The organism is Paenibacillus sp. FSL W7-1287, from assembly GCF_038004245.1.
GTDB classification, from domain to species: Bacteria; Bacillota; Bacilli; order Paenibacillales; family Paenibacillaceae; genus Pristimantibacillus; species Pristimantibacillus camelliae.
The window spans coordinates 3,411,385-3,435,790 of sequence record NZ_JBBORD010000001.1; the positions used below are offsets into that span (position 1 = coordinate 3,411,385).

The window sequence follows — 24,406 nt, forward strand, 5'->3', positions numbered from 1 at the left end:
GTTACGAACCCACTCCTTTAATTTTTGACATTTCCATCTGCGCATCAACAAGCTTACGATAAACGCCATCCTCTTTCTCCAGCAGCTCTTCATGTGTTCCTAGCTCTACCATTTTACCTCGATCAAGCACAACTAACCGATCCGCATTGCGCAGCGTAGAAAGTCGATGGGCAATGGCAAACGTCGTTCTACCCTTAACCAAATTCGCAAGCGCCTCCTGTATTTGCCGTTCTGTTTCTGTATCGACGGATGCGGTTGCTTCATCCAGTATAAGTATTTTCGGATCATGAATAATGGCTCGCGCAATCGCTACTCGCTGCTTTTCACCACCAGAAAGCTTATGACCTCTTTCACCTACACGTGTATCATAGCCATCAGGAAGCCTAACGATAAAATCATGGGCGTTGGCGATTTTGGCTGCACGCATAATGTCTTCAGGTGTTGCGTCCGGCTTAGAGTAAGCGATATTTTCAGCGATCGTTCCATCGAATAGAAACGTTTCCTGCAGCACTACGCCAATTTGGCGTCTGAGCTCTGTTTGTTCAATATCACGAATAGGCACACCGTCTATCGTTATGACTCCTTCATCGACATCGTAGAAGCGGCAAAGCAAATTAATGAATGTAGATTTTCCAGCACCTGAATGTCCGACTAGACCGATCATTTCCCCTGCCTTTACCTCAAGATTAATATCCTTAAGCACAGGGTAATGCTTCTCATAGCCATAGGTCACTTGCTGCAGCACAACATCCCCTTTAATATTCGGCACCTTCACGGCATCAGGATGATCTGCAACGTCTGCTGGCGTGTCCATAATCTCAAAGATACGATGAGAAGCGGTCATAGCTCTACTCGTCCAGCTAATCATCTGACTCAGCCACTGAATTGGACCGAACAGCATGCCCAAATACGCTACAAAAGCAAGCAGCACACCTAATTGCAGCTCATTAGACAGCACTTGGTAGCCTCCTAAGTACCAGATTAATACAGCACCTAGACTCGTCAGTAAACCAAAGGCAGGGAAAAATAGCTGCCACATCTTTTCTGAGCGCATGTCATGATGAACGACTTCCTCGTTGGCATTGTTGTAGCGCACCAGCTCACTTTTTTCTTGTCCGAACGCTTTAATGACACGTATTCCCTGCAGCGTATCACCGACCTGCATATTCAAACGAAAGATCGCTCGCCATTGTTGATATAAACGACGCCCAACTTTTGGCCATATCGATATCGATAAGAAGACGAGCAGTGGAATAGGCACTAGAGCGAGTAATGTAAGCTTCCAATTCATAGAGAAGATGATGACTAGTATAAATAAAAACCGCAGGAGATGGCCTGCAATATAGATGACGCCATCGGTCATAAACTGGCGCATCGATTCCGCATCACTGTTCACACGACTAATGAATTGAGAGGTTTGTCTTCTATCAAAATAGGCAAGTGACAGCTTCATCAAGGATTGATACACATCCTTACGTATATCCCCCATCAGCTTCGAGCTGATCGCTACACCAATATAGCCGCGTAAAGCCTGCATGCTAGACATGACAAGCAACGTAAGCGCCCATGCGGCTATAATAATGACAAAGAGCGTGCCTGGTTGCTGCGGCTGAAGCACATCATCGACGATTATTTTCGTTAAAAATGGTGGAATTAATTCTACAATCGTCGAGAGAATCAGTAGACCTAAAGCTAGTATTCCCTTGAACTTATATGGCTTTAAGTAGCCTAGCATCCGCAGAGCGGCATACTTTTTACTCAAGCAAAACTCGCAGGTTTTCGTCCCTTCCTTCATAGGGCTATGACAGGTTGAGCAATAACGCGGGATGTCTCCTTTTGTTGCAACAGGCAGCTGTTCTCCTTGGGCAAGCGCAGTGATCAGCTTTGCTGCATAGCTCATTGCGGTTGACAAGGTAGATGTATAGCGTGCGATTACGATAGGGCCGTTTGTAGTAGTTTCAACGACGAGCATACCACTGCCTATATTACTTACCGCTCGCGCTTCCTTAATCTCTTCAATCCCAATACGCTTGATAGGCTCAGCCTTTTCCTGCCACAGTGTTACATCTCCATGCGTAATAGCTAGCCATTGTGCAGCAAGCATCCCCTGCGTATCAAGATCCGTTTTGACGTTAAACAGAATATCCTCGCTTAGCTGTGACTTAAAAATCTCTGGTAACTCATCAACCATGAATTCACTCATTCCTTCCGTTAGAATGCCTGTGTAGAAACTTAAAGCAGCAGATTTAATTATTCATCTGCTGCTTATCTTCTAAGACTATTCCTTGCTCTCGAGCTTATCTGGGTCTACAATTGCCCAGAATGCAGGCTTAGCATGCAGCTGCTTGTCGAACAGTAAAGGAGCTTCTGTTCGATTTATAGGAAAACCGCTTAGCCACGTATGGTCGTCTGCAATTCCCCATAACACGACCTCGCTAATGATATCTTTATTTTCCTTGAACGCTTCGAATAGCTCGCGATATCGATCTGCTTGCTTCATCAACACTTCCTCAGGTATGCTATCGCCGTAATCACTGCGATCATCCCATGCATATAAGCTCATATCAAGCTCAGTCACAATATTATCGAGTCCTAGTTCCGCAAATCGCTTCATTGATTCAATGATCATCGCAGTTGGAGGCCAAGGAATGCTAATATGGGTTTGGTGACCGACACCATCAATCGGTACTCCTTTATCAAGCATTTCCTGCACCAGCTTATACAGACGCTCACGCTTCGCTGCACCATCTGTGCCATAATCGTTAATATACAGCTTAATTTGTTCTCCACCGGCTTCTCGTGCAGCGCGGAAAGCGGTCTCAATATAATCGGTACCTGTAATGATGTACCATGGACTAGCACGCATGCCATCAGGATCATTCGGCTCGATAACCTCATTCACTACATCCCATGACACAATATCGTCCTTGTAGCGGCTTACAATCGTGCGTACATGCGAATCAAGACGTTCGAGCAGCAGCTTTTTATTCGCCTCCTGCTTCTTAGGGTCCGTTTCGTCCACCATCGGCTTGCCATCTAGATCCTTAAAGAACCAATCTCCAACCTGACTGTGCCATACTAAGGTGTGAAAGCGTAGCTGCATGTTGTTTTCTTTAGCAAATGCAACAAGCTGATCCGCTGCTGTCCAATTATAGTTGTCTTCACTAGGATGAATCGCATCGGGCTTCATCACATTTTCAGCAACAAGCATATTGACATGCTTCTTGAGCAATTCAGCCTTCAGACCACTTGTTTGGAAAGGCTCAATTGCAGCACCGATTGGAAAATAATCTGCAAATACCTCGTGCAGCGAAGGTATATCAGCTTCAACGGATGGTTCTGGTGCTACTGTTGGCTCTGGTGCTGGCGTAGCTTCCGGCTCTACAGCCGGTGTGCTTTCCTCTGGCCCCTCCTCACTTACATCATCTATTGCTTCAAGCTCCTGAGCGATATCGCCAGACTCAGCTGCTATATTAATTGCATCATTCGTTTTCGATTCTTGCTTGCTATCCTTACTCACTGTAATAATAAAAATCGTTGCCACAACTATAAGTACAGAAACCGCTAGTATCAAGACATGATTTTTCTTGATTTTTATATTCAATAGATTACCCTGCCTTTCCTGCAAATTAGAAACGCCTAGCGTGAACCGCATAATTTCTACGGATCCTCACTTGGCGTTTCATAGTACTATTAAACTCAATAGGCTTAGCCGACAATACCCGTACGCTCAATACTTTCGACAAAGTAACGCTGTACGAATAAGTAAATGATGATGAGCGGCAGTATCGCCATTAGTATCCCTGTATCCTGTACCATACTTAAATAAAACGGATCTGCCTGTGACGCATCTCCTCCATCCAGTTGGACGGCTAAGTTGTACGGCAGTGACGACAGCTGAGTCGACATTACTTTACTTGAGGTCAAATAAGTCGTCGTATAAAAGCTATCATTCCATTGCCATACGAAGGAGAATAATGTCACTGTAATGATGGCAGGGATTGCATTAGGCAGCATAATGCCCATAAAGGTTTTACCGATACCAGCTCCATCAATGTAAGCGGCTTCTTCAACTTCCTTAGGCACCCCTCTAAAAAATTGCCTAAATATAAAGATGTATAAGCCTGCCTTCAGTGAGCTCGCGGTTAGTGATGTTAATATAAACGGCCAGTACGAATTCAGTAGATTTACGGGCTTCCCAGTAATTAGCGGAATAAGACCAAGCAATGTAAAGTCCTTTAAGTTCATATACATCGGAATCAAGATCGTTGTAGGTGGAACGAGAATCGTCAGCATTACACCAGCAAACAACAAATTGCTTCCTCTGAATTTGAGACGTGCAAAGCCGTAGCCAGCCAGTGCACAGGATATCGCTGTTAGAATCGTTGTCATCGCGGACAAGGAAAACGTATTAAGCAGCGTCTCCCAATAATCCATAATGTTAATGACCTGAAGAAAGTTATTAAGCGAGTAATTTTGTGGGATCCATACAACAATTGGTGAGTAAAGATCCGACTTGTCCTTAATTGCAGTTGATATTTTTTGCAGTATCGGGTACAAAATTACGAATGCTAAGCCGAGAATGAGAATGTACCTTACGAAGGACCATAGCCACTTCTTCCAGTTTTCAAAGGATAACCATTTTGATCGAATCAAGCTCCGCACCTCCTTCTATTCGTGATAGAATACTTTTCTTGAGATAATGGATGTACTAATTATCAGTATGATAGCGATGCACAGGAAATAAATCCATGCCATTGCAGAGCTCAAGCCAAAATTAAACTTAGTAAATCCAGTCTCACGAATCAAATCCGTCAGTGCATTGCGTGAAAACGAATCGATGATTGTATATACCACATTAACTAGAATGAGTGGACTTACCATTGGAAATGTAATTTTCCAAAATGCTTCATAGCCTGTTGCACCTTCCATCTTCGATGCCTCATACAGCTGCGGAGAAATCGTCTGAATACCTGCGAGAAATATAAGAATTTGCACTCCGGATAAGCTTACGATTTCATAGATGCGATCAACCGCTCCCGTTAAATAAAGCACGATTGTTTCGCTAACGCCTGCTTCCAGCATGAGACGCTGAAGCTCAAAGCTGCTGAACGCATTGATAACACCTGAGCTGCCAGCATTCTGTTCATTTACAGCTTGGATTAAGCTCGTGCTCTCAAGTGATAGAATAACACCAGAGGCTAATATAACGGGCAAGAAAAATACTGCTCGAGCGAGCGAACGGCCGAAAAACTTTTGATTAAGCAGTACGGCCAAAAATAAACTGAATACAACGATAAGCGGTACGTTGACAACCATATTAATGATGGATTCGGTCAATGTACGGTTAAAGCTGGTATTGATCGTTAGTGCTTCAACATAGTTATTGAAGCCTATCCACTCAATGATCATTCCCTGTGCATTCGCTGTAATCTTACTAAAGCTGTAGCGTAGCGATGAGATGAAAGGAATGAGAAAGAAAAAGATAAAACCAAGCAGCCAAGGCAGGACATAAAGAAATCCCCACATCGCTTTTTGCTGCGTATACGTACGTTGCTTTATGCCAAGCTTCAGTCCAGTTTTCATGATTGCTCACCACCTGTTACATAGCCCACGGCATCGATAGTTACACCATCAACCGTCACCTTCGTATCACTATAATTGACGATGACATATATGCCATTTTCATAGGTTGTTTTATACACTTCTTCGCTTAATTTTTCATGCTTGCTGATTCGTTTAGAGCTAACTTGCTGCAAGAAGTCATTAACCTCGCTATAGATCGCTTCTGCCTGATCTAGCCATATCTCATAATTAACAGCAAACAGATCATTTTGATCGGTATCCTTTACAGAGTAGTTCGGCTCATAGATCCATTTGAAATAAGTGTTTGAACCATATTCCAATGTCTTCAGCACGTATTTTCGCTCATCTGTATAGGTAGATAAATTATACGGCGAACCCGTGTAATCGATAAATCCTCGAATAACCATCTGATAGAATGGAATCGATTCATCCTCAATTTTAAACTTACTGCTCGACATTGGCGCGTTGGTTACATGCGTAACGTATGGCAAAGCGTAAGCATTACCGCCATCTGCAAGCATTTCTAGGTTTTGCTGCTGAATCATCTGCAGCGCTTGGACGGAGATTTGCTCAGATTGCTCACGATCAATTTGTTTGTTTTTCAAAAAGTCGCTGTTCAGCATATCTGCTAAGTCTCTTAAAGCAATGCCTCCCGTATCGTATTTCGTTAATCCCTTCAGCAACGATTCAGTGTAGCCCTCCACATAGCGAGGCGACACGATATAAGAAGGAGATTTCTCACGATCTCGACGGTTAAGTGCCAAATCAACCGGATATAGCATTGCTGGTATTTCTCTTAGCGTACGTGATGCTCTTACTCTTTCATTAAAGCCTTTGCTGGAATTGGCCATAAGCAGCGAAGCTTCAGGAAATAAAGCGATGTTCTTTTCTTTCGTGAATGCTACAAAGCTGTTTAATCCTTTACTTCCGCCTATCCCTTTATCAACGGATACTTTAGAAGGTACTTTATGATCTAATCCGCCATTAAACCAGCCAGCATATTTGACAGCGAGCTCAGTAATATTCCGTTGCTCGAGCTGTGTAATCATATCCTTAGCTTGCTCAAAGGTCGTTAGCGGCTCAAGCGCCTCGTACGGGATACCTGCGAAATGGTTCAGCTTTGTTATACTGCCGATGAGCTCCAAATAAAATGTGCTTGCTGACTGTGTCTCGCTTGAAGGCTGCGGCAAGCCGCTTCGCTCCTGCAAATATTGCTGATAATATTGAGCCATGTCAGAATACGAAGCCTGGTCTTTTCCAAGGAACGTATAACGTACCGTGTAATCTGTAGACATCGGCTGCTCCTGAAACTTCGGCAAGGAACGACGTTGTCCGTTCGCGTCAAGCGTGACATCACCTTTGTTAATAACATAGAAGCTTGGGTATACATAGTTGTAGCTATTCAATCTACCACTCACGTCTGCGTTAATCGTTGCAGCGGAAGCCCCTTCTTCAATAATGGCTACAAATGCGCCGTTATTCCGAATCATACCGAATACAGGCAGCCTAATTTTCTGCTCCTGATTCGCATCCTCCGTCATCTCCATCGTCATATCAAGACCATAGACGGACTGCTGATAAGCTGGATATTTTGTTTTACCATTATTGAAATGAATTAACGCACCTGAGCCATCCGGAACAAAAATCGATCCAGCTTCTTCAGAATCAGCAGCTCCAAAAAAACTAAGCATGGAGATCATATTGACAGGATAGGCTTCTGGGTATTGTATATCCGCTACAGGGACAGTTGCGATTAAGCTTTCTCCATCAAGCGAGTATTCAATAACTGCCTGGAAAATTCTCGGCTCTGGCTTCGCTTGCGTTGAGTTATGCTCCTGAGCGTCCTGCATCAAATCTTCTTCTGTATATCCAATTGCATCAAACGCCTGCAGCGCACGATCTAGCTGTAGACCTTGAAGGGCACTATCGTTTCGCTCATAAGTTTCCGTATCTTTATTCTCCTTATAAGCAATTAATAGTGCTCGCTGCCCTGCTTTATCCATCTCACCCTTTAACTCTTCAAATCTAGCTTTGCTCAGCTTCAAGGGCAAGTCTTCAGCTGAACGCTTCGATGTGCCGAATTGATAGGTTACTCGAATGCCATTGTCGCTCTCCTCAACCGTCAATTGCTTGTGAGCAGCGCTGTCGGTATAGGAATTGATCGTGTTAATCTGACCGAAGGAGTTATAAAAATCAAGCTTTAGCTGAGCTGACAGCATATCCTTATTCACACCCGCTGCTATCGGATCTGAATCTCTTTCTAATGGGTTGCTGTACCAAACTTCTCCGCTCTTTTTTTGAACAATTGCTATTTCACCCGTCTCCTCATGCACAAACAATTGCAGCTGATCATTTTCCAGCATTCCTTTCATGTTAGGTACAGCTGTACTTGTAAATGCTGCGCGAACAGGCTTCATACCTTCTAATTTGACTGTTTCAGTGCTTATTTGCCCCACATCTGGTTCTACATTAGCTTGGTTTGATGGCTGGACATTCGTGCAACCAGCAATAAGCACAACGGCTATGATGAAACTTATCCACTTCTTTGCTAATCTCATTTCTATCCTCCTCAACCTTTTCATGATATGTAGCTAGGGACGCTTCTTGTACATGATAAGTACGTCGAAAGCCTGTGCTCCCTCAGCCTCTCATGACCATTTCTTGATAGATGACGGATATGAAAGAAATGATTTGCTGTACAAGACTGAAAAAAAGCAGGCAAAGGAATGCCATAAAACCGATGGCCAATAAAGTTAGCAGCATCGTAAAAATTGTTTTTAGTGGTGTATATTGATGCACCGTCATATTACCGACAAAAAGTAAAAATACAAACCATATCACTGCAAAGCTGCTTGAGAAATAATAGAAGGTCGTCTCTTCTAGCGCAACCACATTGCTTAACCATATCCACGGAAAATTAATAACGACTAATGGAATGAGCGCAAAACAGGTTGAATTAAAAATCTCAACGAATTTCCCCTCACCGTCCATTAGCGTCGTCAGCGACCAGTTTGCGATACACCAGAACAGCACCGGCACAATGACGTATAGAAATTCCATTAAGCTGTTCATCTCTTTTGGATTGTAGATGTTGACGAGAAATCCAGCGTATTGTGAATGCAAAATATTCGTCAACGCAAGCAGAAACAATATGACAAATGAGATGATTACATTCCATTTATTACTGCGCTCATATTTAAGCTCCCAATAGCCATTAAAGGGATGGACAATAAGATAAAAAGGATATTTGATCAGTTCTTTACTCGATGGTGACAATCTTTTTTCCTCCCTTCCACTTCCGAACTTTTCTCCATACAAAAATAGCAAGCAGTAAAGTAACGAGTATTGTCATAATGGTTGGGAAATACGATCGTAGAATCTCTTTACGGTGCAGTAAAAAGGCTTTAGAGTATCCTTTGTTATCGTAGCTTTCCTTAAAGTATTTCATCGCTTCTCCGTAATTGCCCTGACGCAGCAGCGCCTTTCCAATTCCTGAGTATGCGAATTCAAGATTGGCATTCATATTAATCGTTTCTAAATAGCGCTGAAAGGCTGCTTCTTCATCACCACGATAGTAGCTGCGAACCGCTTCATTCAGCGTTCTTCCATATGCTGTTGTCTCGAACACTGTAATTTCACCCAGCGCTTTATCGAGCACAAGCATCTGATCACCAACTCGCTCGATAGCAACTGGGGTTGTAAACTTTCCAAGCTGATTGCCGAGACCCCCAAATACATACATTAAGTGTCCATCGCCGTTGTAGGTGAAGATACGCCCACGCTTAGAATCTAGCACGGAATAAATTTCGCTATCGGTAACATCGATATCGATCATACGGGATGGCCCATCCGTTACTCTATAGCGTATATCTCCCGTTGGATTAAAGTAGCCTTCTCTTCGTAAAATATCGGTGCCCTGAGCATTCAGCTTTTTGATGTTATCGCCCCATTGATCACCGTTCGTTGCATAAATAAAGCCTTCATCATTAATATCGAGATTAGTGAATTCAGTAGGTGTAAACTGAACCATTTGACTCCGTTGTTCTCGTGTAGATAGCGTTTTCCATAAATATTCGAGCGGATCGACATTCACACGGTTGGCTCCGATAAACGTTGTAAATTCACCGTTAGCATTAAACTCCATAAAACCATCAAATACACCGGTTGCCATCACATATATACGATTCGCCTTATCTACAACGACACGTACAGGCTTAAACTCAAAGTTGGCCTGCAGCAGTTCAGATTGCGGAGAGTCCACGATCTGTACAAGCTGCCGCTGCTCGTCAAGGTGGACAACTCGCTTATTGCCTGTATCTGCAATGTAAAGCTGATTATGCTCTGTAACAAAGATACCTTGTGGAGATGCAAACGTATCCTGCTGACCTGCATGTTCAAAGCTATCAATGATGTGAAGCAGCTTAAACTTATCATCAAGCACGATAATACGGTTGTTGCCTGAATCCAGCACATAAATGTGACCGTCCGCCGTAACATGCAGATCGCTTGGATCCTTTAAGCTGCCAACTCCTAGATTATGGCCTGTAAGCAGCTTCGTTGCGTCATAAGCATCTGGCGAAACAACAGTGTTTCCCCAAAACGAATAGTTATAAGAATTGGAAGCACCCTCTGCTTGAACAGTTGCAGTGCCAGTGATTGGGCTAAGCAGCAGCGCCACACTTAGAACAAGCATGATGACGAGCTTGCGTTTACGATTCGATGTCATGATTGTGCCCCCCTCTACTCTTTCATTCCAGAAGTTGCCATTGTTTGAATGACAGAGCTTTGTGAGATGACAAAAAGCGTAATTGGAACAATCATCAATATTAGCGCAACTGCTGCTCCGACACCGGCTCGAGCAATACCGCCCTGCACAATTTGCCCGAGTGCATAGTGGAGCGTCTTCAGATTCTCGCTATAAATAAAGCTTCCTCCGTCCGTTCCCCAAAGCGCTGGAAACTGTAGAATTAACAACGTTAACCAAGCCGGCTTAACGTTCGGCATAACAATAGTCCAGTAAATACGGTATTCATTGGCACCGTCAATTTTTGCTGCTTCAAGCAGTGCATCCGGAATTTGCTCCATAAACTGCTTCATTAGAAACAGTCCTAGTGGAAATGCTAGCGCAGGGACAATAATTGAAGCATGCGTGTTAATCCAACCTAGCCATGACATCACCATATAGTTTGGTGTTGCTGTAACGTGACCGGAGAACATTAACGCTAATACGACAATTGAAAATAGCGACTTAGAGCCTAAAAATCTGTACTTCGCTAGTGGATACGCTGCAGCAGAGGCGAAGATAATATGCCCTGCAGTACCGATAAGCGTAATGAGCAGCGTATTCGTAATATAGCGAGATAGCGGGACCCAAGAATTCCCCATAATGGCTACAAGATCAAAGAAATTGTCGAACGTCGGATTTTTAACGAAAAACCGTGGTGGAAATATAAACAATTCATCTAACGGCTTAAATGCGTTATTAATCGCATAAATCAGTGGTAATGCCATAAACGATCCGAACAAGGCAAGGAGCACGAACAGCAAGAAACTGACCGTGAACGAGCGATTCAGCTTTCTAGGCGCCCGCAAGGAAGCAATCAATTTTAATCCCACCGTTACTCACCCACCTTTCTTAGCAGCTTCTGCGTTAATAGATTTGTTCCGATCATAATGCCGAACAGTACCGTTGCAATAGCTGAAGCATAGCCCATCTCAAAGCGAATCGTACCGTAATCCATCAAGTGAGTTACGATTGTATGTGCGGCATAGTTAACGCTCGGAAAACCTGCCAGCGCTATCGATATATCCGCTACTGCGAACGAGGCTGTGATCTGCATAACCGCACCGAACATAAGCTGTGGTCTCATGGATGGAAGTGTAATGAACCATAGCTCCTGCCATCTGTTGCGAATGCCATCAACTGCTGCCGCTTCAATAAGCGAGCGATCAATCGTCTGTAGTCCGGCAATAAAGGCAAGGAAGCTTGTTCCAAGACTCAGCCATAGCTGTACAATCATTACAATTGGCAAAATATACTTTTCATCCTGAAGCCACTGGATGGGCTCAAGAATAAAGCCCACCTTCATTAAAAAGCCATTCAAGTAGCCGTAGCTGTCGCCCGAGAAAACGATAAGCCAGATGAAGAATACATTTCCTGAAATCGAAGGGGCATAGAATACAAGCGTCATAAACGCCCTGACCTTAGGGGACAGCTCATTGATAATCCAGGCAAAAATAAAGCAGGCAATGTAGCTGAGCGGACCCGTGACGACTGCGAATAGGAAGGTATTTTTCAGCGCGATCATAAATACATCATCATTTAGAAATAATCGCGAATAATTTTGCCATCCAACAAATCGCGGGAACTCCAGCATGTTGAAATAGAAAAAGCTAAGCAGTAAAGAAAATACAACAGGTATGACGGTAAAGGTAAAAAATATGATCATGTACGGACTCATCAAAAAGTAATAGTGCTTATTCTTTTTCAGCTCACTTAGTATTTGAGACATTTTTGATGATTTCACCGGTCGGATGGAGCCCTGTACCGTTTGTTTCGACGTTTCCGTTTGCATCGGCTTCCACCTCCAACTAATAAGGTAAATTGAACTCTTTCCGTTTAATCTCTATTTCGTCATTGATATATAGAATGTAGTCAGATAGTGCTTCACGAGGATTTTCGTTGCCATTTACAACTTTTCTGAACGCATTATCTAAGTGTCGTCCAGTAAAGTAGCCACCTGGCACCTGTGGAATCCCTTCCACCCACTGCCATTGACTTTCCAGATTGTTGTAATCTTTTACTGGCCACGGCAGCTCCTCTAGTGCCTCAATGTTAGCTGTTGGATAGCGAGCCGCTTCCCCCATCAGACCTTCCATCTCACGACCATATTGAATTTGGATATCTTTCGATGTCCACCATTTCATAAATTCCCATGCAGCCTCTTTATCCTCTGCGTTTTCTAGCATCATGACTGCCGTCGTTGAGCTGGCCACTTGATGGTTAATCGTACCATCGGCTTGCTCTGTGCCTGGAACCATCGTGAAGTCCCACAATCCTCTAATCTCAGGCGCCATAACAGTCAGCATATTGTACGTTGTATAATCGGCAATTCCGATTGGCATTTCTCCTGTACGAAAACGGTTAGGGAAATCAGCTATAAGCGGGAATTTATAGTTTGTATAAAACTGTGTCCAGCGCTTAAACATCTCCATCGATGTTTCGGAATCGAGTGCACTTTTCTTATCATTATCCCGGTAGAACTCTCCACCGTTCTGATAGAGAAGCATGGCAAATGTTGCATTCGGCACTAGATTCACGTTATTCGTAGGCGTTTCCAGCGGCAGCCAAAACTCCATATTGTGCTTTTGCAGAACGGAAATCATGTTATAGATGTCCTGCCATGTTTTTGGTACTTCCAGCTCTAGCTCTTCTAATATGTCTTTGCGATAGAACAGCATTGGGAACGTTTGCTGCTCTGGCAGCCCGTAAATTCCTCCGTTGTACTGATATGGTACGACACCACTTTGACGGAAGCGTGAAAGAACGGATTCATAATCTGGGAATTGCGTCAGATCAGCAGCCGCATTTCTCATCGCATAGTTTATAGGCACATCCTCGCCAACCTGCAATGCCACATCTGGTCCTTCATTCGCTAGAGTTGCAGGCAGTAGAATATTGCCTGGTACTAGTCTGAGTTGTACTGATATATCCGTATCTGGGGTAAATGAATCGTCGATTAGATTTTTCAATACTTGAGCCTGATCTCGACCAGTCGTTATCCACACCGTAATTGAGCGCTGATTCTCCGTAATGTTACCGATGCTGTCATAATCCTCTGTGTATGAGGCTACTAGCGCGCCTAGCTCGTGCTGCAGCTCACGGAACATATTTGCATCGGCTTTAGGAAGATCCTGATCAGGTGAAGCAACGACGAGGTAATCCAACGTTAAAGGCTGTTCCTGTACTTGCAGAATCCACGTACCTAAGCTACCAACGTTGAGCTTAAACGTTCTTAAGCGTTTAGCAATCGTTTCTGGGTACTCTATCATATCTTTTAATTGAACAACTAAAGAGTGAAGTGCAGCTACTTTATCACTACGTTCTCCTGTCATATCCTCAAGATATTTGGCTACACTATCAACCGTTTCTGCTTGTTCAGATAAAACCTCTATGAGGTCAGGAATACGTTTTTCAAGCTGATAATCACGATACGGGTCAGGTGTATTTGACGTAATCATCAATATTTTGCGGTACATTTCATTCAGCTGCAGAACGCTAGATTCAATCGTGCGCAGCAATGGTGCAATATCACCAAGAGATACGGCTAAGCGAATATTATGCTTGCCCTTTGTTAAGTAAAATAGATATGGCTCATCCTCACCAAGCACATCCATCTGCCATTCTGTGTTGTAGTTGAAGCGAATACGCTTCATTTCTTCAAATGGATATTCGCCATCAATCATTAGGCTGCGCGTGGAGTATACGCCTCTTAATTGATCCTGCTTACGCTTAAGTGCGATTTGATATAAACCATCCTCTTCAACCTCGAACTCCCACTCGATCCATTGACCCGGAAGTCTCCAGTTCAATCCACCAATTGTGTTGATGCGCAGTTTAGATACATGGTACGGTTCTACGGATGGGCTCGAACGATCCGTTAAGGCATAAAGCGTCGGTGATGATTTCGATGTTGCATGTTCAGCTTGAATGATCTTGATCTGATTAGATGCCTCCGGAGTTTGTTCTGCTTCATATTGCTGTTTTAGCTGCTCGTAGCTTAGCAGCTCCTTCTCTTGATACAATTCAATATAATCAATTGCCATTGGCTCTCTTAGAGCTCGCAACGTTATCGTCTGCTGTCCTTTTTCAAAATAAAAAGAATATGGATCCTCATAGTATCCATCACCATCAATAAAGGACTTGAGCTGCCAGGACGGCTTCTCAATTTGTCTCGGGCGCAAATCATTGCCGCGATCATCCTGCCTCACTTCATCGCTTGCATTGGCCCATATACGGTTAAACAGCAAAATATCCGCGCCTCTAAAAGGAATTTCTCCGTTTATTAGAAACTCTCGCTCAATGGCAGAGCTTTTTCCTTCGATCGGGTAATAATGAACACGAATGTTGTACAATCCTGCTGATGGAAGATTAACATCCCAGCTAATTTCTCCTGTCTCAGGAGTTATTACAGCCTTACCTGCTAAGCCTTCATATTGATCGACAACTTCGAAGCCAGTCCCTTCTACTTTCGAGTATTGCTCGCCTTCTATACGTATAGCTTGCTCAGGACGTTTAGCGGCTTCATAGCGCTGCAAGTAATGCGCATAGTCGTTCTCATCACTGTCGTCAGTAACTGCCACAAAGTCACTCATAGCTAGTGCCAGCTGTGTATTCGAAGAACGGGAAGGAGCAAACACTGCGATGGACGTAATGATTAAGGCAAGAACTAGGAAGATAATCACGTAGTTCTTTATACTTTTTTTCAACTTTCTTCCCTCCTTGCAAGAGCTACATCATCAATTAGAGTCCCCCAGTTAAATCATTTAAATGGGGGACTAAGTAAACTATTATTGACCGTAAATCTCGTCAATTGCTGCTTGGAATGGAGCTTTATAAGACTCGACAACTGTCGATACCGAAGTGCCGGACGTTAACTCAGCTTCAAAATCCCAATAAGGCAAGGACGGGAAAGTGTTATGATCTAGTACTAGCAAACCAGCCTGTGCTTGGATTGCATTGTTGATATCATCTTCATTATCGAAATTACTTTCAAAGGAAGCTTGTGATGGGTAATCGTACATTGATTCAATGTCATTGATTTTTTCCCAGATGTACATGAGCTGCTCTGGGTTTTCTACTGTTTTAGGAATCGTTAATGCCTGGAACAACGCTTCACCAGAGTGATATTCCGTAGCACTAGGTCCTTTCGGTAGTGGAACAAAGCCAATATCGTAATCGGCCATATCTGTTTTAATACCGCTTACCTCGTACATCGCACCTACATACATCAATGTATTGCCTTGACGGAAAAACTGGCTTGGCTCTGTCCAATCGCCGCCTTCTGTAGGTCTAGATACTTGTTCTGTTGCTAGTCTAGAAACAAAATTTAATGCTTCTAGTGTTTTTGGATCTTCTAGGTTTTGATTGTTGCCTAAAGTAAGAGCTGCATTATTGGAGTAAAGCGCTTGCTCAAGCAACCCACGATTTGCAAGCCCCCAAGTGTCTAATTTACCGTCATTGTTTGTATCCTTATTAGCTTCCTTAGCTACTTGAATAAACGATTCCCAGTTCCAATTATCTTCGTTCACATATTCCTGCAGTGGCTTTAAGCCAAGCTGATTCATAAGTGTGCGATTATAAAAGACGCCAGTTGTGTGGTTTGCTTTGTCATCAGTGAATCCATAGCCTTTACCTTCATACGTATACAGCTCTTTGGTAACTTTTTGGTTAAATGCGTTATCGTTTTTCACATAGTCATCAAGAGGCCATAATAGGTCTTGTTTAACTAGCGTTGGAACGGTGTACGTTTTACCTAGTCGTACGATATCTCCAATTGGTTCGCCTGCCATTAAAGAAGCAACAACCTTTGTTTGATACTCGCCATAGTCAATAGCGATGTACTCTATGTTAAAGTTATGCTTCTCCATTAAAGCATCCAAGTTAGCTTTGCGTTGGATGTTGTCGGGATTGTCCTCTGGAATTGTCATATCCCACCAAGAAACGACTTTAATTGTACGTCCGCCTAAATCAAAATCCATTTCTGGTGTTGCATTAGGATTGCCTTCAACGACTTCCTCTTCTTCCTCTTCTACTGGATCAGCGCTTTCTGTTACAGCAGGCTCATTAGTGGAGGTATTCCCTCCGTTTGCTGGCGTGTTTGTTGTAGAATTACTACTGCATGCAGCCAGCACAAGCATAAAGACTAAACAGATTGTTAATAGCATCGATTTTTTCATGCGCATCATGTTTTCCCCCTAAAAGATTGTTGTTTACACAGAAAGTGTAGCGCTTACATTACTGCATCAACAACCTTACTTTATGTAGTTTTACTACCTGACTAATTATAGATTCCTTTATTTCATGCGGTTTGGCAGCCTTCGCCAAAAAGCCAACAAGTAAAGATTTGCATCGTATCCAAACAACGGGATAGGGCTCCGCCATATACTCTAACGCTCGAACCTTCCTGCGGCAGGAGGGCGCTTTTAGTGAATATGTGACTACGCTGGGGCTTCTTCAAGATTCTACGAGGAGAATTCGTGGGTATTTCACGCTCCGCCATATATTCTCTAACGCTCGAACATTCCTACGGAATGAGGGTCGCTTTTAGTGAATATATTGACTCCGCTTGGAGCATCTTCAAGTTTCTACGAGGAGTATTCGTCGGCATCCTCATGCTTCGCCACATATTCACTACGCTCGTACCTTCCTGCGGAAGGTGGTCGCCTTAGTGATTATATGGACTACGCTGGAGCTTTGTGGGCGATTACTGGAAGCTTTGTTTTCCTCTAACTACAAAACCCTCCCTACTGCGAAATGAAGTGCACCCCTTATAGTAGACATTGTAAAAACACCCTGGTGTTTGAACCGATGTACAACTATAGGGGGTGCTTTTCGTTATGGCAAAGAAAGGGCAAAAGTTTGTGACATACAGTTTCGAGACAAAGAAGAAGGCAATTGAAATGCGACTTCAAGGAATGACAAAGGCTAAAGTGGCTGAGGAGCTTGGGATCGTGGATATTGACAGACTAAAAGTATGGATGCGTCGCTATAACCAAATGGGAGAGTTTGGGTTAATGGATTCCCGTGGACGTCGGAAGGAATATGTCGATGAAAATCGCTACGTCAGACGCTTAGAAATGGAGAATGCTGTCCTAAAAAAGTGGTTGGAAATTACGAAGGCGGAGGTGTACCAGAGAAGCAGCGGCTCGTTGAAGAGCTCCGGGGAGATTATACCGTTACAGCCTTATGTAGGGAGATCGGAATCTCCAGAAGTGGGTTCTACGCCTATTTGAAGCGTAAGAAAGTAGATAAAGATCAGATTACAAAAGAAATTATTCGTACGACTTTTGAACGTTACAATAAGGTCTATGGCTACCGCCAGATTCAACTGTTTCTGCTGCAAGATCACGGACTTTGGATTAATCACAAGAAAGTGCTTCGTTTGATGCAGGAGATGGGACTACGCGCTAGGATTAGGCGTAAATACCGAAATAATCGAGTATGGAATATTGGTGATCGAGTAGTGAAAAACGTATTAGAGCGAAAGTTTCTAGCGGAGAAACCTAACGAGAAGTGGGTAACGGATATCACGCAATATCGAGTTGGAGAGGTATGGCTATACCTCTCTGCGATTAAAGACTTGTACAACAATGAGATCGTTGCTTACCACATGAGCCTGCGTAACGACAAGCAGCTTGTGCTTCAGACGTTCGCTCAGGCGTTTGAAAAAGAGAAGGACGTGAATGGGCTGATCGTTCATAGCGATCAGGGATTCCAATACACGTCCTACGACTATCATGACATGCTGCCAAAGGTTGGCGCCCAAATCAGCATGTCACGCCGAGGCAATTGTTACGATAATGCCTCAATGGAGAGCTTCTTCTCGCATTTAAAAACGGAAGGACTCTACCCTTATGATATTCGATCGATCGAGGAAGCACAAATGAGAATTAAGGAATTCATCGATTTTTATAACCATCGTCGCCCACAAAGAAAACTCAACAAGCTGGCCCCGGTTTTATATCGGAACCAGCTTGTTGGGTAGGGTTTTTATTCAATGTCTACTAATTGGGGTCTTGACCAAAAGTAGGGAGGGTTTTGCATTGTTACTCTATAATAACAGTTAATTGAATGTCCAGTAGTCTAGCTCCATCAGCTTGCTGCCAGCTGCGCCTCTGAATACTAGGAATAGATGATGCTCGCCTTGTACCTTTTCGATTGCCGTTGTCAGCTCGACGAAGCCTGCTTCTCCGTTAGCTGGTACAGCAAGCTCACCAATCAGCTTGCCTTCTGGATCTCCCAGACGAAGCTCTATAATGGAAGACATGCTGCCCGCTGCTACGGAAGCTGTGAAGGATGTAGCGCCCTCGCTACCAAAGTCTACATTGGATATACCAATCCAATCTCCATCATCAATGTCCGTTACTGCTCTTCCGCTAGCTGCGCTATCATTAGCCGCTGTCTTAATCCCTGCATTCCAGCCAATCGTTTCAGCTTCTACACGTACGTAAGGGTTAAGCGGCTTGATTTGTGGAACGCCTTTATAATCTGCTGTAATTGTCTGAATGCTGTCATCATTAAACACAACCTCGTTCAAATGCGTCGAGCGATAGCCTTTCTCCACTCCCATTGCCTTAGACAGCGTTTGAGCGTGATAGGCAATATAATGGCGATCATGGAACTCGAAGATTACGTGGTGGTTGTTGCCCCCAACGTTGAAGAAATGTACAGGGTTTTTCAAAATAGTCCCGGCATAAGTCCAAGGCCCCATCGGTGAGTCGCTAACCATGTGAGCAATCTCGCCAGCCGGCGGACTTCCTGGCTCACGTGTGCCGCTATAGAAGTTCGTGCAATACGTATAGTAGTATTTATTCCCTACCTTGTTAATGCCTGAGTTTTCGAACATATATGGAGCAGGAATAACATCAGCTTCACCAACGACGCTGATCATATCATCCCCAAGCTTCATCACTCTTGCCGTATTAGGCATCGCATCTTGGCCCTGCGGCACACCGCCGCCAAAGTAAATATAGCCTTGGCCATCATCATCTACAAATACTGCTGGGTCGAAAAGCCACGTTACATCCGCAACACCTGGTGTTTGTCTTGTAATTAACGGTTTACCGATCGGATCTACCCACGGTCCAGTCGGGCTATCACTTGTTAATACACCAATATTGCTAGCGTTATTAGCGAAGTATAAAAAGAACTTATCTTCTCCATCGATTACTTTATGCACAGCGGCAGGCGCCCATGATTGCGTTGCCCATTTGGCAGCACCCTCGCCTCCTGCAACATGAATCTCACCATGATCCGTCCAATTGACTAAATCATCGGAAGAGATAACACCTAGCTTATTAATTGAGCTGTACGTATTGTCCTTCACATTGCCACTTTCATCGTATTCCAGCACATCATTCGTCATATAAAGATAAACACGATCCTCATACACCAATGCATATGGATCTGCTCCAAATCTGTACGTAACTAGTGGATTATGATTGCCTAGTTCTTTACCAATCGCAGTAGCTGGCGGTGTATAGACAGCTTTCGTTACCGCCCCGCTTACATCTGCCTCGATGCTCTTACCCTCTCCACCAACTAGCTTTACACTCTCTACTTTAATTTCCTCGTTTTTCATTCCATTCAGCTCCTCTGTAAGTTTTAAGCTTATCGTTGCAACATGCTTGCTTCCATCTTGATTAACGTATAGCGGCTCTGTTGAGCCTATATGAGCGATTTGAAGCTTGATTCCTTTCTCTGACCGCTCTAAGGTCAGGGCTGCAAGAGGTAGGTTAGCTTCATTCAGCTGCGCATCCTGTACCTCGAACAATTCTGAGACAATTAGCTCTGCTTCTATACGTTCGATAGCTAGCTCAGCTGGCCAATCATCAAGCAGCAGCTTGAGCTCATAGCCGCTTTCCTTATCCTTGCTGATCGCAAGCTTACTTTCCTTTAAGTAAGCTGACAGCTGGTACGGTGTCTCCGCACCCGTTGCTTCTGAACTAAATCTGAAGAAATCAAAATCAACGTAGCCACCAGCCTGCTGTGTAGCAAAGTTGAATAGGGCAAAGCGATAACCCATAAAGTGCGGAATCGTGTAGCTCATCTTTAGCTTCTTGCCAAATTCCGTCCATTGTCTGCCGTTATAGCTATAGAAAAAGGTAGCTTGATCGATCATAAAATCAAAGTCAACCTTTAGATAGACCTGCTGCTGCTGTAATGCCTCTCTTGCAATTTCTTCCCCTTTATCAACCATAACGAGATATTGCTTACCCGCTTCCTGCGTCACGCCAATAAAGCCGTATTCCTCCTGGAAGGCAGCTAGACCAGCATAATCGCCATCGAGCATGTGACTCGTATCTACTGATATCCAGCCCGAGCTATATGCTCCAACCGCGCGCTGCGTCAACGTATTACGAGCCTCCATAATATTGGTTACGGGATTGCCCGTAGTCAGCCGCAAAAAGCCTTGACGCTCAGTTAGCGACCAGCGTGTATGATCAGGATTATGATTCCATTGCCATTGCAGGCCAAGCTTGGAGCCGTTAGGCATGCTTTCCGCGAGTTCAGCTGTCGAAACAGGGTTAGAGGTAATAGAAACATCGTCTACATAAAAGTCCATAAGATCCAGCTCTTGAGACGGTGCCTCAGTCCATGGTGTCTCTATAAACAAGTATACAAATGCAGGATCATCCTCCAGTGTAAAACTGCCTGTGATCTCGGTCCATTCATTTTTGTTTACTGTGCCGCGTACTAGGTTTTGATAGCTTGTTTCGCCAGCACTCACTTTTCTTGCAGTCAGTATAAACTCTTTATTGTCAGGCCCATCCGTATATTTAACTTTGAAGCTTGCCGTGTAGCGCTCACCAGGTTCAATCCTCTTCGTGAAGTTCTGCTCGATGCCTGCGTAGGTCGCACGGCGGTTAGAAATCAATGCAATGTTGTTATCGCTCGAATCTGGATCAATGATTACCTCGATTTTTGCTTGATCCTTGCCGCTCCAGTCCGCAATACTGGAGTTAAATGAACCGTTTGCAGCTATCTCGATTCCAGATGATAACCTCGAAGCTGGTCCAAGCGATTGATCGCTCGTTGCATTCTCTTCAGCTAACAGCTGCAGAAACTCATCGCTTCTCGTTAACGCTGTCGACATATCACTCTTGCCCGGTGCAGTGAATGTGAGTGGCACTATGCCATCCTCTCCATAGATAGGCCAGTCATCCTCCCATTTCACTGGAACAAGAACAGGCACTCTACCTACTGCATCATGGTCCTGAAACAGCATAGCGTACCAACTGCCATCTGGTGTATCAACGAGTCCACCTTGGGCTACACCGTTTTGCTTATAGCCCATCGTATCGCTTAATGCCAATCTCCCTTCATAGGGACCATTAATTTGGTCAGAGCGGTAAATATACTGCCTTCTAATCTGTCCTTGCTCCCACCAGATCGCGGTAATATAATATTTACCGTTAATTTTATAGACATGTGCACCTTCCATGCCTGGTTGACCTGATGTTAATATCACTTGATTAAGCCCGTTAGGATTGATCGCCTTGTAATCTGCAGTGAGCTCCTTAATCGAAAAGTCCTCGACCCCATAAATAATATAAGCCTTGCCATCGTCATCAAAAAACAAGGCGGGGTCATGTAAATACTCATTAAATTCAGTACGTTCCCAATCACCGCTTGGGTCTTCAGTAGAGAATAAGTACGTCTTCCCGGAATCGAGCGATGCCGTTAGCACATAAAATTTACCGTTATAGACCTTCAGACTGTTAGCCCACGAGCCTTTCCCGTATATATTCATACCATTCCTTAGGTTGTGTGCATCATTTTCCTCTAAACGGTCATAAGGATAGCCAATAATCTCCCAATGGACAAGATCCGTTGACTTCATGATCGGTGAGCCAGGCATCATATGCATGCTAGTGCTTACCATGTAATAGGTATCCTCTACTCGCACGACATCCGGATCAGGTGCGTCAGTCAACATGATTGGATTAGAAACGGCTGCTCCTTCATGCTCAAGTGATTGTCCGTCGTTAACTGCAGGAAGCTCCGTTTTCCCAAGAGATCGCACGATGAATATTGCCATCAAAACAGCAACAATCAATAAGGCGCCCACAATTATTTTCTTTTTATTAACGCTCACAAATTGAATCGCCCCCCTGTACCAATTAATGTCTATACTTCAATAGGGTAACGTTTACAATTGCCAGCTACAACCTGTCAAACTGATGTGGAAGTACCCTTCAAGTTATAGATTGCGGACAAATCAAGTAAGCTTTATTGGGTATAAAAAGTATAAAAAATGGCGTGCAGCACAATGCTGCTACGCCATTAACCTAATGCTCCAACTGATTCAATTGAATATGAATGGTCACTTGAAGTCCACCCAATTCGCTTCGTTCAAGCTTCAAGCCGCTTGCTTCACCAAAGGTCAGCACAAGACGACGGTGAATATTAATAATTCCAGTCATCTCACTTGATTCATCGATGTGCTTAAGACTGAGCTTCAGCTGCTCTAGCTTTTCATCGGATAAATGCTCCCCATTATCCTCTATTCTAATGAAAACATCATCATTCTCCCTAGTAAAGGTAACGCGCAATCGTCCATCCTCATCCTTATTCTCCAGACTATGCTCATACGCATTTTCAATTAAAGGCTGAATGATAAGTCGTGGCACCTTTATACTAGCGATTTCATCTGGCAGTTCATCAAATTGCACTTGAATACGACGGGAAAAACGAAGCTCTTGAATTTCTGTATACACTCTAGAATGCTTCGTCTCCTCTGACATTGGGACGAGATCATCGCTGTTACGTGTAATGAAACGGAAGTATTCACCCAGCATAATTGTAAACTGCTCGATCCGATCTACATCTCCAGTCTTAGCCAATGAATTTAGAATAAAGAAGCTATTGTATAGAAAGTGCGGGTTAATTTGAGACTGGAGCTGTTTGAGCTCAGAACGCTGCATCATCATTTTTTGCTTATAGTCCTGATCAATTAATGTTTTCAGCTTTACGAGCATTTGATTGAAGCGTGTATACAGATAGCCGAACTCATCCTTCTTATCATGCTCGATCGTACTATCGAGTTCCCCCTCCTCCATACGCCGAAAGCTTTGCATAAATTGCAGCAGCGGCTTATGGATAAAGCGATACGTAAAATAAGACACAACGATAATTGCTATAAATGAAGCAAGAGCAAACAGCCATGCCCATTGATAAAAGAAATTTAGTGGGCGCTTGACTGTTTCTTCAGGTAAATACGTCACAACGGTAAGATTCAAATTATCTGAGCTTGCTTTGTCAATGTGATATCTCATGCCAATATGATTAAGCAGCGAGGTCTTTTCTCTTGCTTCCTTCGTTTGCATGAGATAGCTTTGCAGTATTGGCTTTGATTGCTCACTATCCATTAGACGAAAGTCTGTTGTGTTTGAATATAAGAACGCACCACTGTCTGTGTATAGATTCATTTGTTTCAGCGAATCACTTAGCTTCTCTAAGTCAAATTCAATCTGAATAATGAATAAAGGTGCTTGTCCTTTTTTACCTCCATACTTGGCAGCTATCAAGTGCATCGATGAATCAAAATAAGTTAATCGTTCGCGATTATAATTGATCTTCGATTGCAGCGCTTCATAATGCTTCATATCCAAATCTAAGACAGAATGAACAGCTGAGATCGTTTTCCCATTCTTACCGATATGAATATTGATATCTTTAATATAGGCACTGCTGTTTTTGAATGAGGTCAGGCGATGCAGCAAATACGTAAGGCTTGATCTCAGCTCAACGCTGCTCATCATCTCCCAGGTCACGGCAAGCTTATTTAGCTCACTATCTTCAATAAAATCAAACTGCTGCAGCTCCATCCATTCAACTTCTCGATTGAGATCTTCAAGATAGTAATTTAATTGCGTGACCGTTGCTCTAGATATATCCTCACTCGCATTATTATAGCTCCAATAATATAAGTAAAAGCCGAGTAATATAATTGGAAAAATCACAATAACATACGTAATTAATAAACGAAAATAAATTGAGTTTTTAAATGAGGTTGCTGGAAATTTTATCAAATAG

General features: G+C 43.5%; 14 protein-coding genes and 1 pseudogene. 2 read left to right on the plus strand and 13 right to left on the minus strand.

Going from position 1 to position 24,406, the window contains the following annotated elements; translation table 11 throughout:
* Position 1: 1 nt before the first annotated feature.
* The 11 genes from NSQ99_RS15485 to NSQ99_RS15535 form a co-directional block, all read right to left on the minus strand.
* A complete protein-coding gene (locus tag NSQ99_RS15485; protein ID WP_340837638.1) occupies positions 2 to 2,191 on the minus strand; it encodes an ABC transporter ATP-binding protein in 2,190 nt (729 codons plus the stop codon).
* An 87-nt stretch (positions 2,192 to 2,278) separates the two neighbouring features.
* Complete coding sequence (locus NSQ99_RS15490; protein WP_340837640.1) at positions 2,279 to 3,628, minus strand: endo-1,4-beta-xylanase; 1,350 nt, start codon at positions 3,626 to 3,628, stop codon at positions 2,279 to 2,281.
* A gap of 80 nt (positions 3,629 to 3,708) precedes the next feature.
* On the minus strand, positions 3,709 to 4,656 hold the full coding sequence (locus NSQ99_RS15495; protein WP_251666199.1) for a carbohydrate ABC transporter permease: 948 nt from the start codon (positions 4,654 to 4,656) through the stop codon (positions 3,709 to 3,711).
* A 15-nt stretch (positions 4,657 to 4,671) separates the two neighbouring features.
* The gene (locus NSQ99_RS15500) at positions 4,672 to 5,586 is read right to left on the minus strand and encodes a carbohydrate ABC transporter permease (RefSeq protein ID WP_251666200.1); all 915 of its coding nucleotides are present in this window, start codon (positions 5,584 to 5,586) and stop codon (positions 4,672 to 4,674) included.
* The gene (locus tag NSQ99_RS15505) at positions 5,583 to 8,144 is read right to left on the minus strand and encodes a DUF5696 domain-containing protein (protein WP_340837643.1); all 2,562 of its coding nucleotides are present in this window, start codon (positions 8,142 to 8,144) and stop codon (positions 5,583 to 5,585) included. Before NSQ99_RS15505 ends, NSQ99_RS15500 begins: the two co-directional genes overlap by 4 nt.
* Before the next feature lie 82 nt (positions 8,145 to 8,226).
* Complete coding sequence (locus tag NSQ99_RS15510) at positions 8,227 to 8,862, minus strand: YIP1 family protein (RefSeq protein WP_340837645.1); 636 nt, start codon at positions 8,860 to 8,862, stop codon at positions 8,227 to 8,229.
* Positions 8,846 to 10,312, minus strand: a complete 1,467-nt coding sequence (locus NSQ99_RS15515; protein WP_340837647.1) for an NHL repeat-containing protein — start codon at positions 10,310 to 10,312, stop codon at positions 8,846 to 8,848. The genes NSQ99_RS15510 and NSQ99_RS15515 overlap by 17 nt, the downstream gene beginning before the upstream one ends.
* A 14-nt stretch (positions 10,313 to 10,326) precedes the next feature.
* Complete coding sequence (locus NSQ99_RS15520) at positions 10,327 to 11,202, minus strand: carbohydrate ABC transporter permease (protein ID WP_251666204.1); 876 nt, start codon at positions 11,200 to 11,202, stop codon at positions 10,327 to 10,329.
* A gap of 2 nt (positions 11,203 to 11,204) precedes the next feature.
* Positions 11,205 to 12,161 (minus strand): carbohydrate ABC transporter permease, encoded by a 957-nt coding sequence (locus NSQ99_RS15525; RefSeq protein WP_251666205.1) that lies wholly within the window; start codon positions 12,159 to 12,161, stop codon positions 11,205 to 11,207.
* Between the two features lie 16 nt (positions 12,162 to 12,177).
* Positions 12,178 to 14,961, minus strand: a complete 2,784-nt coding sequence (locus tag NSQ99_RS15530; protein WP_340838810.1) for an extracellular solute-binding protein — start codon at positions 14,959 to 14,961, stop codon at positions 12,178 to 12,180.
* Positions 14,962 to 15,156: 195 nt separating this feature from the next.
* On the minus strand, positions 15,157 to 16,551 hold the full coding sequence (locus tag NSQ99_RS15535) for an ABC transporter substrate-binding protein (RefSeq protein WP_340838811.1): 1,395 nt from the start codon (positions 16,549 to 16,551) through the stop codon (positions 15,157 to 15,159).
* A 654-nt stretch (positions 16,552 to 17,205) separates the two neighbouring features.
* Here NSQ99_RS15535 and NSQ99_RS15540 point away from each other — a divergent pair.
* Positions 17,206 to 17,601 (plus strand): helix-turn-helix domain-containing protein, encoded by a 396-nt coding sequence (locus tag NSQ99_RS15540; protein ID WP_340837649.1) that lies wholly within the window; start codon positions 17,206 to 17,208, stop codon positions 17,599 to 17,601.
* Positions 17,556 to 18,353: pseudogene (locus NSQ99_RS15545) on the plus strand (IS3 family transposase); the annotation flags it as partial. The gene NSQ99_RS15540 and the pseudogene NSQ99_RS15545, both read left to right, overlap by 46 nt.
* A gap of 78 nt (positions 18,354 to 18,431) precedes the next feature.
* On the opposite strand, the gene NSQ99_RS15550 reads toward NSQ99_RS15545, so the two are convergent.
* Both NSQ99_RS15550 and NSQ99_RS15555 read right to left on the minus strand, forming a co-directional pair.
* The gene (locus tag NSQ99_RS15550; protein WP_340837651.1) at positions 18,432 to 22,466 is read right to left on the minus strand and encodes a family 43 glycosylhydrolase; all 4,035 of its coding nucleotides are present in this window, start codon (positions 22,464 to 22,466) and stop codon (positions 18,432 to 18,434) included.
* Between the two features lie 193 nt (positions 22,467 to 22,659).
* The gene (locus NSQ99_RS15555; RefSeq protein ID WP_340837652.1) at positions 22,660 to 24,402 is read right to left on the minus strand and encodes a sensor histidine kinase; all 1,743 of its coding nucleotides are present in this window, start codon (positions 24,400 to 24,402) and stop codon (positions 22,660 to 22,662) included.
* Between the last annotated feature and the right edge of the window lie 4 nt (positions 24,403 to 24,406).

Coding starts and splice junctions, on each gene's coding strand:
- NSQ99_RS15485 (WP_340837638.1), bottom strand. CDS start 2,191: ATGGTTGATGAGTTACCAGAGATTTTTAAGTCACAGCTAAGCGAGGAT.
- NSQ99_RS15500 (WP_251666200.1), bottom strand. CDS start 5,586: ATGAAAACTGGACTGAAGCTTGGCATAAAGCAACGTACGTATACGCAG.
- NSQ99_RS15505 (WP_340837643.1), bottom strand. CDS start 8,144: ATGAGATTAGCAAAGAAGTGGATAAGTTTCATCATAGCCGTTGTGCTT.
- NSQ99_RS15515 (WP_340837647.1), bottom strand. CDS start 10,312: ATGACATCGAATCGTAAACGCAAGCTCGTCATCATGCTTGTTCTAAGT.
- NSQ99_RS15525 (WP_251666205.1), bottom strand. CDS start 12,161: ATGCAAACGGAAACGTCGAAACAAACGGTACAGGGCTCCATCCGACCG.
- NSQ99_RS15530 (WP_340838810.1), bottom strand. CDS start 14,961: ATGAGTGACTTTGTGGCAGTTACTGACGACAGTGATGAGAACGACTAT.
- NSQ99_RS15535 (WP_340838811.1), bottom strand. CDS start 16,551: ATGCGCATGAAAAAATCGATGCTATTAACAATCTGTTTAGTCTTTATG.
- NSQ99_RS15540 (WP_340837649.1), top strand. CDS start 17,206: ATGGCAAAGAAAGGGCAAAAGTTTGTGACATACAGTTTCGAGACAAAG.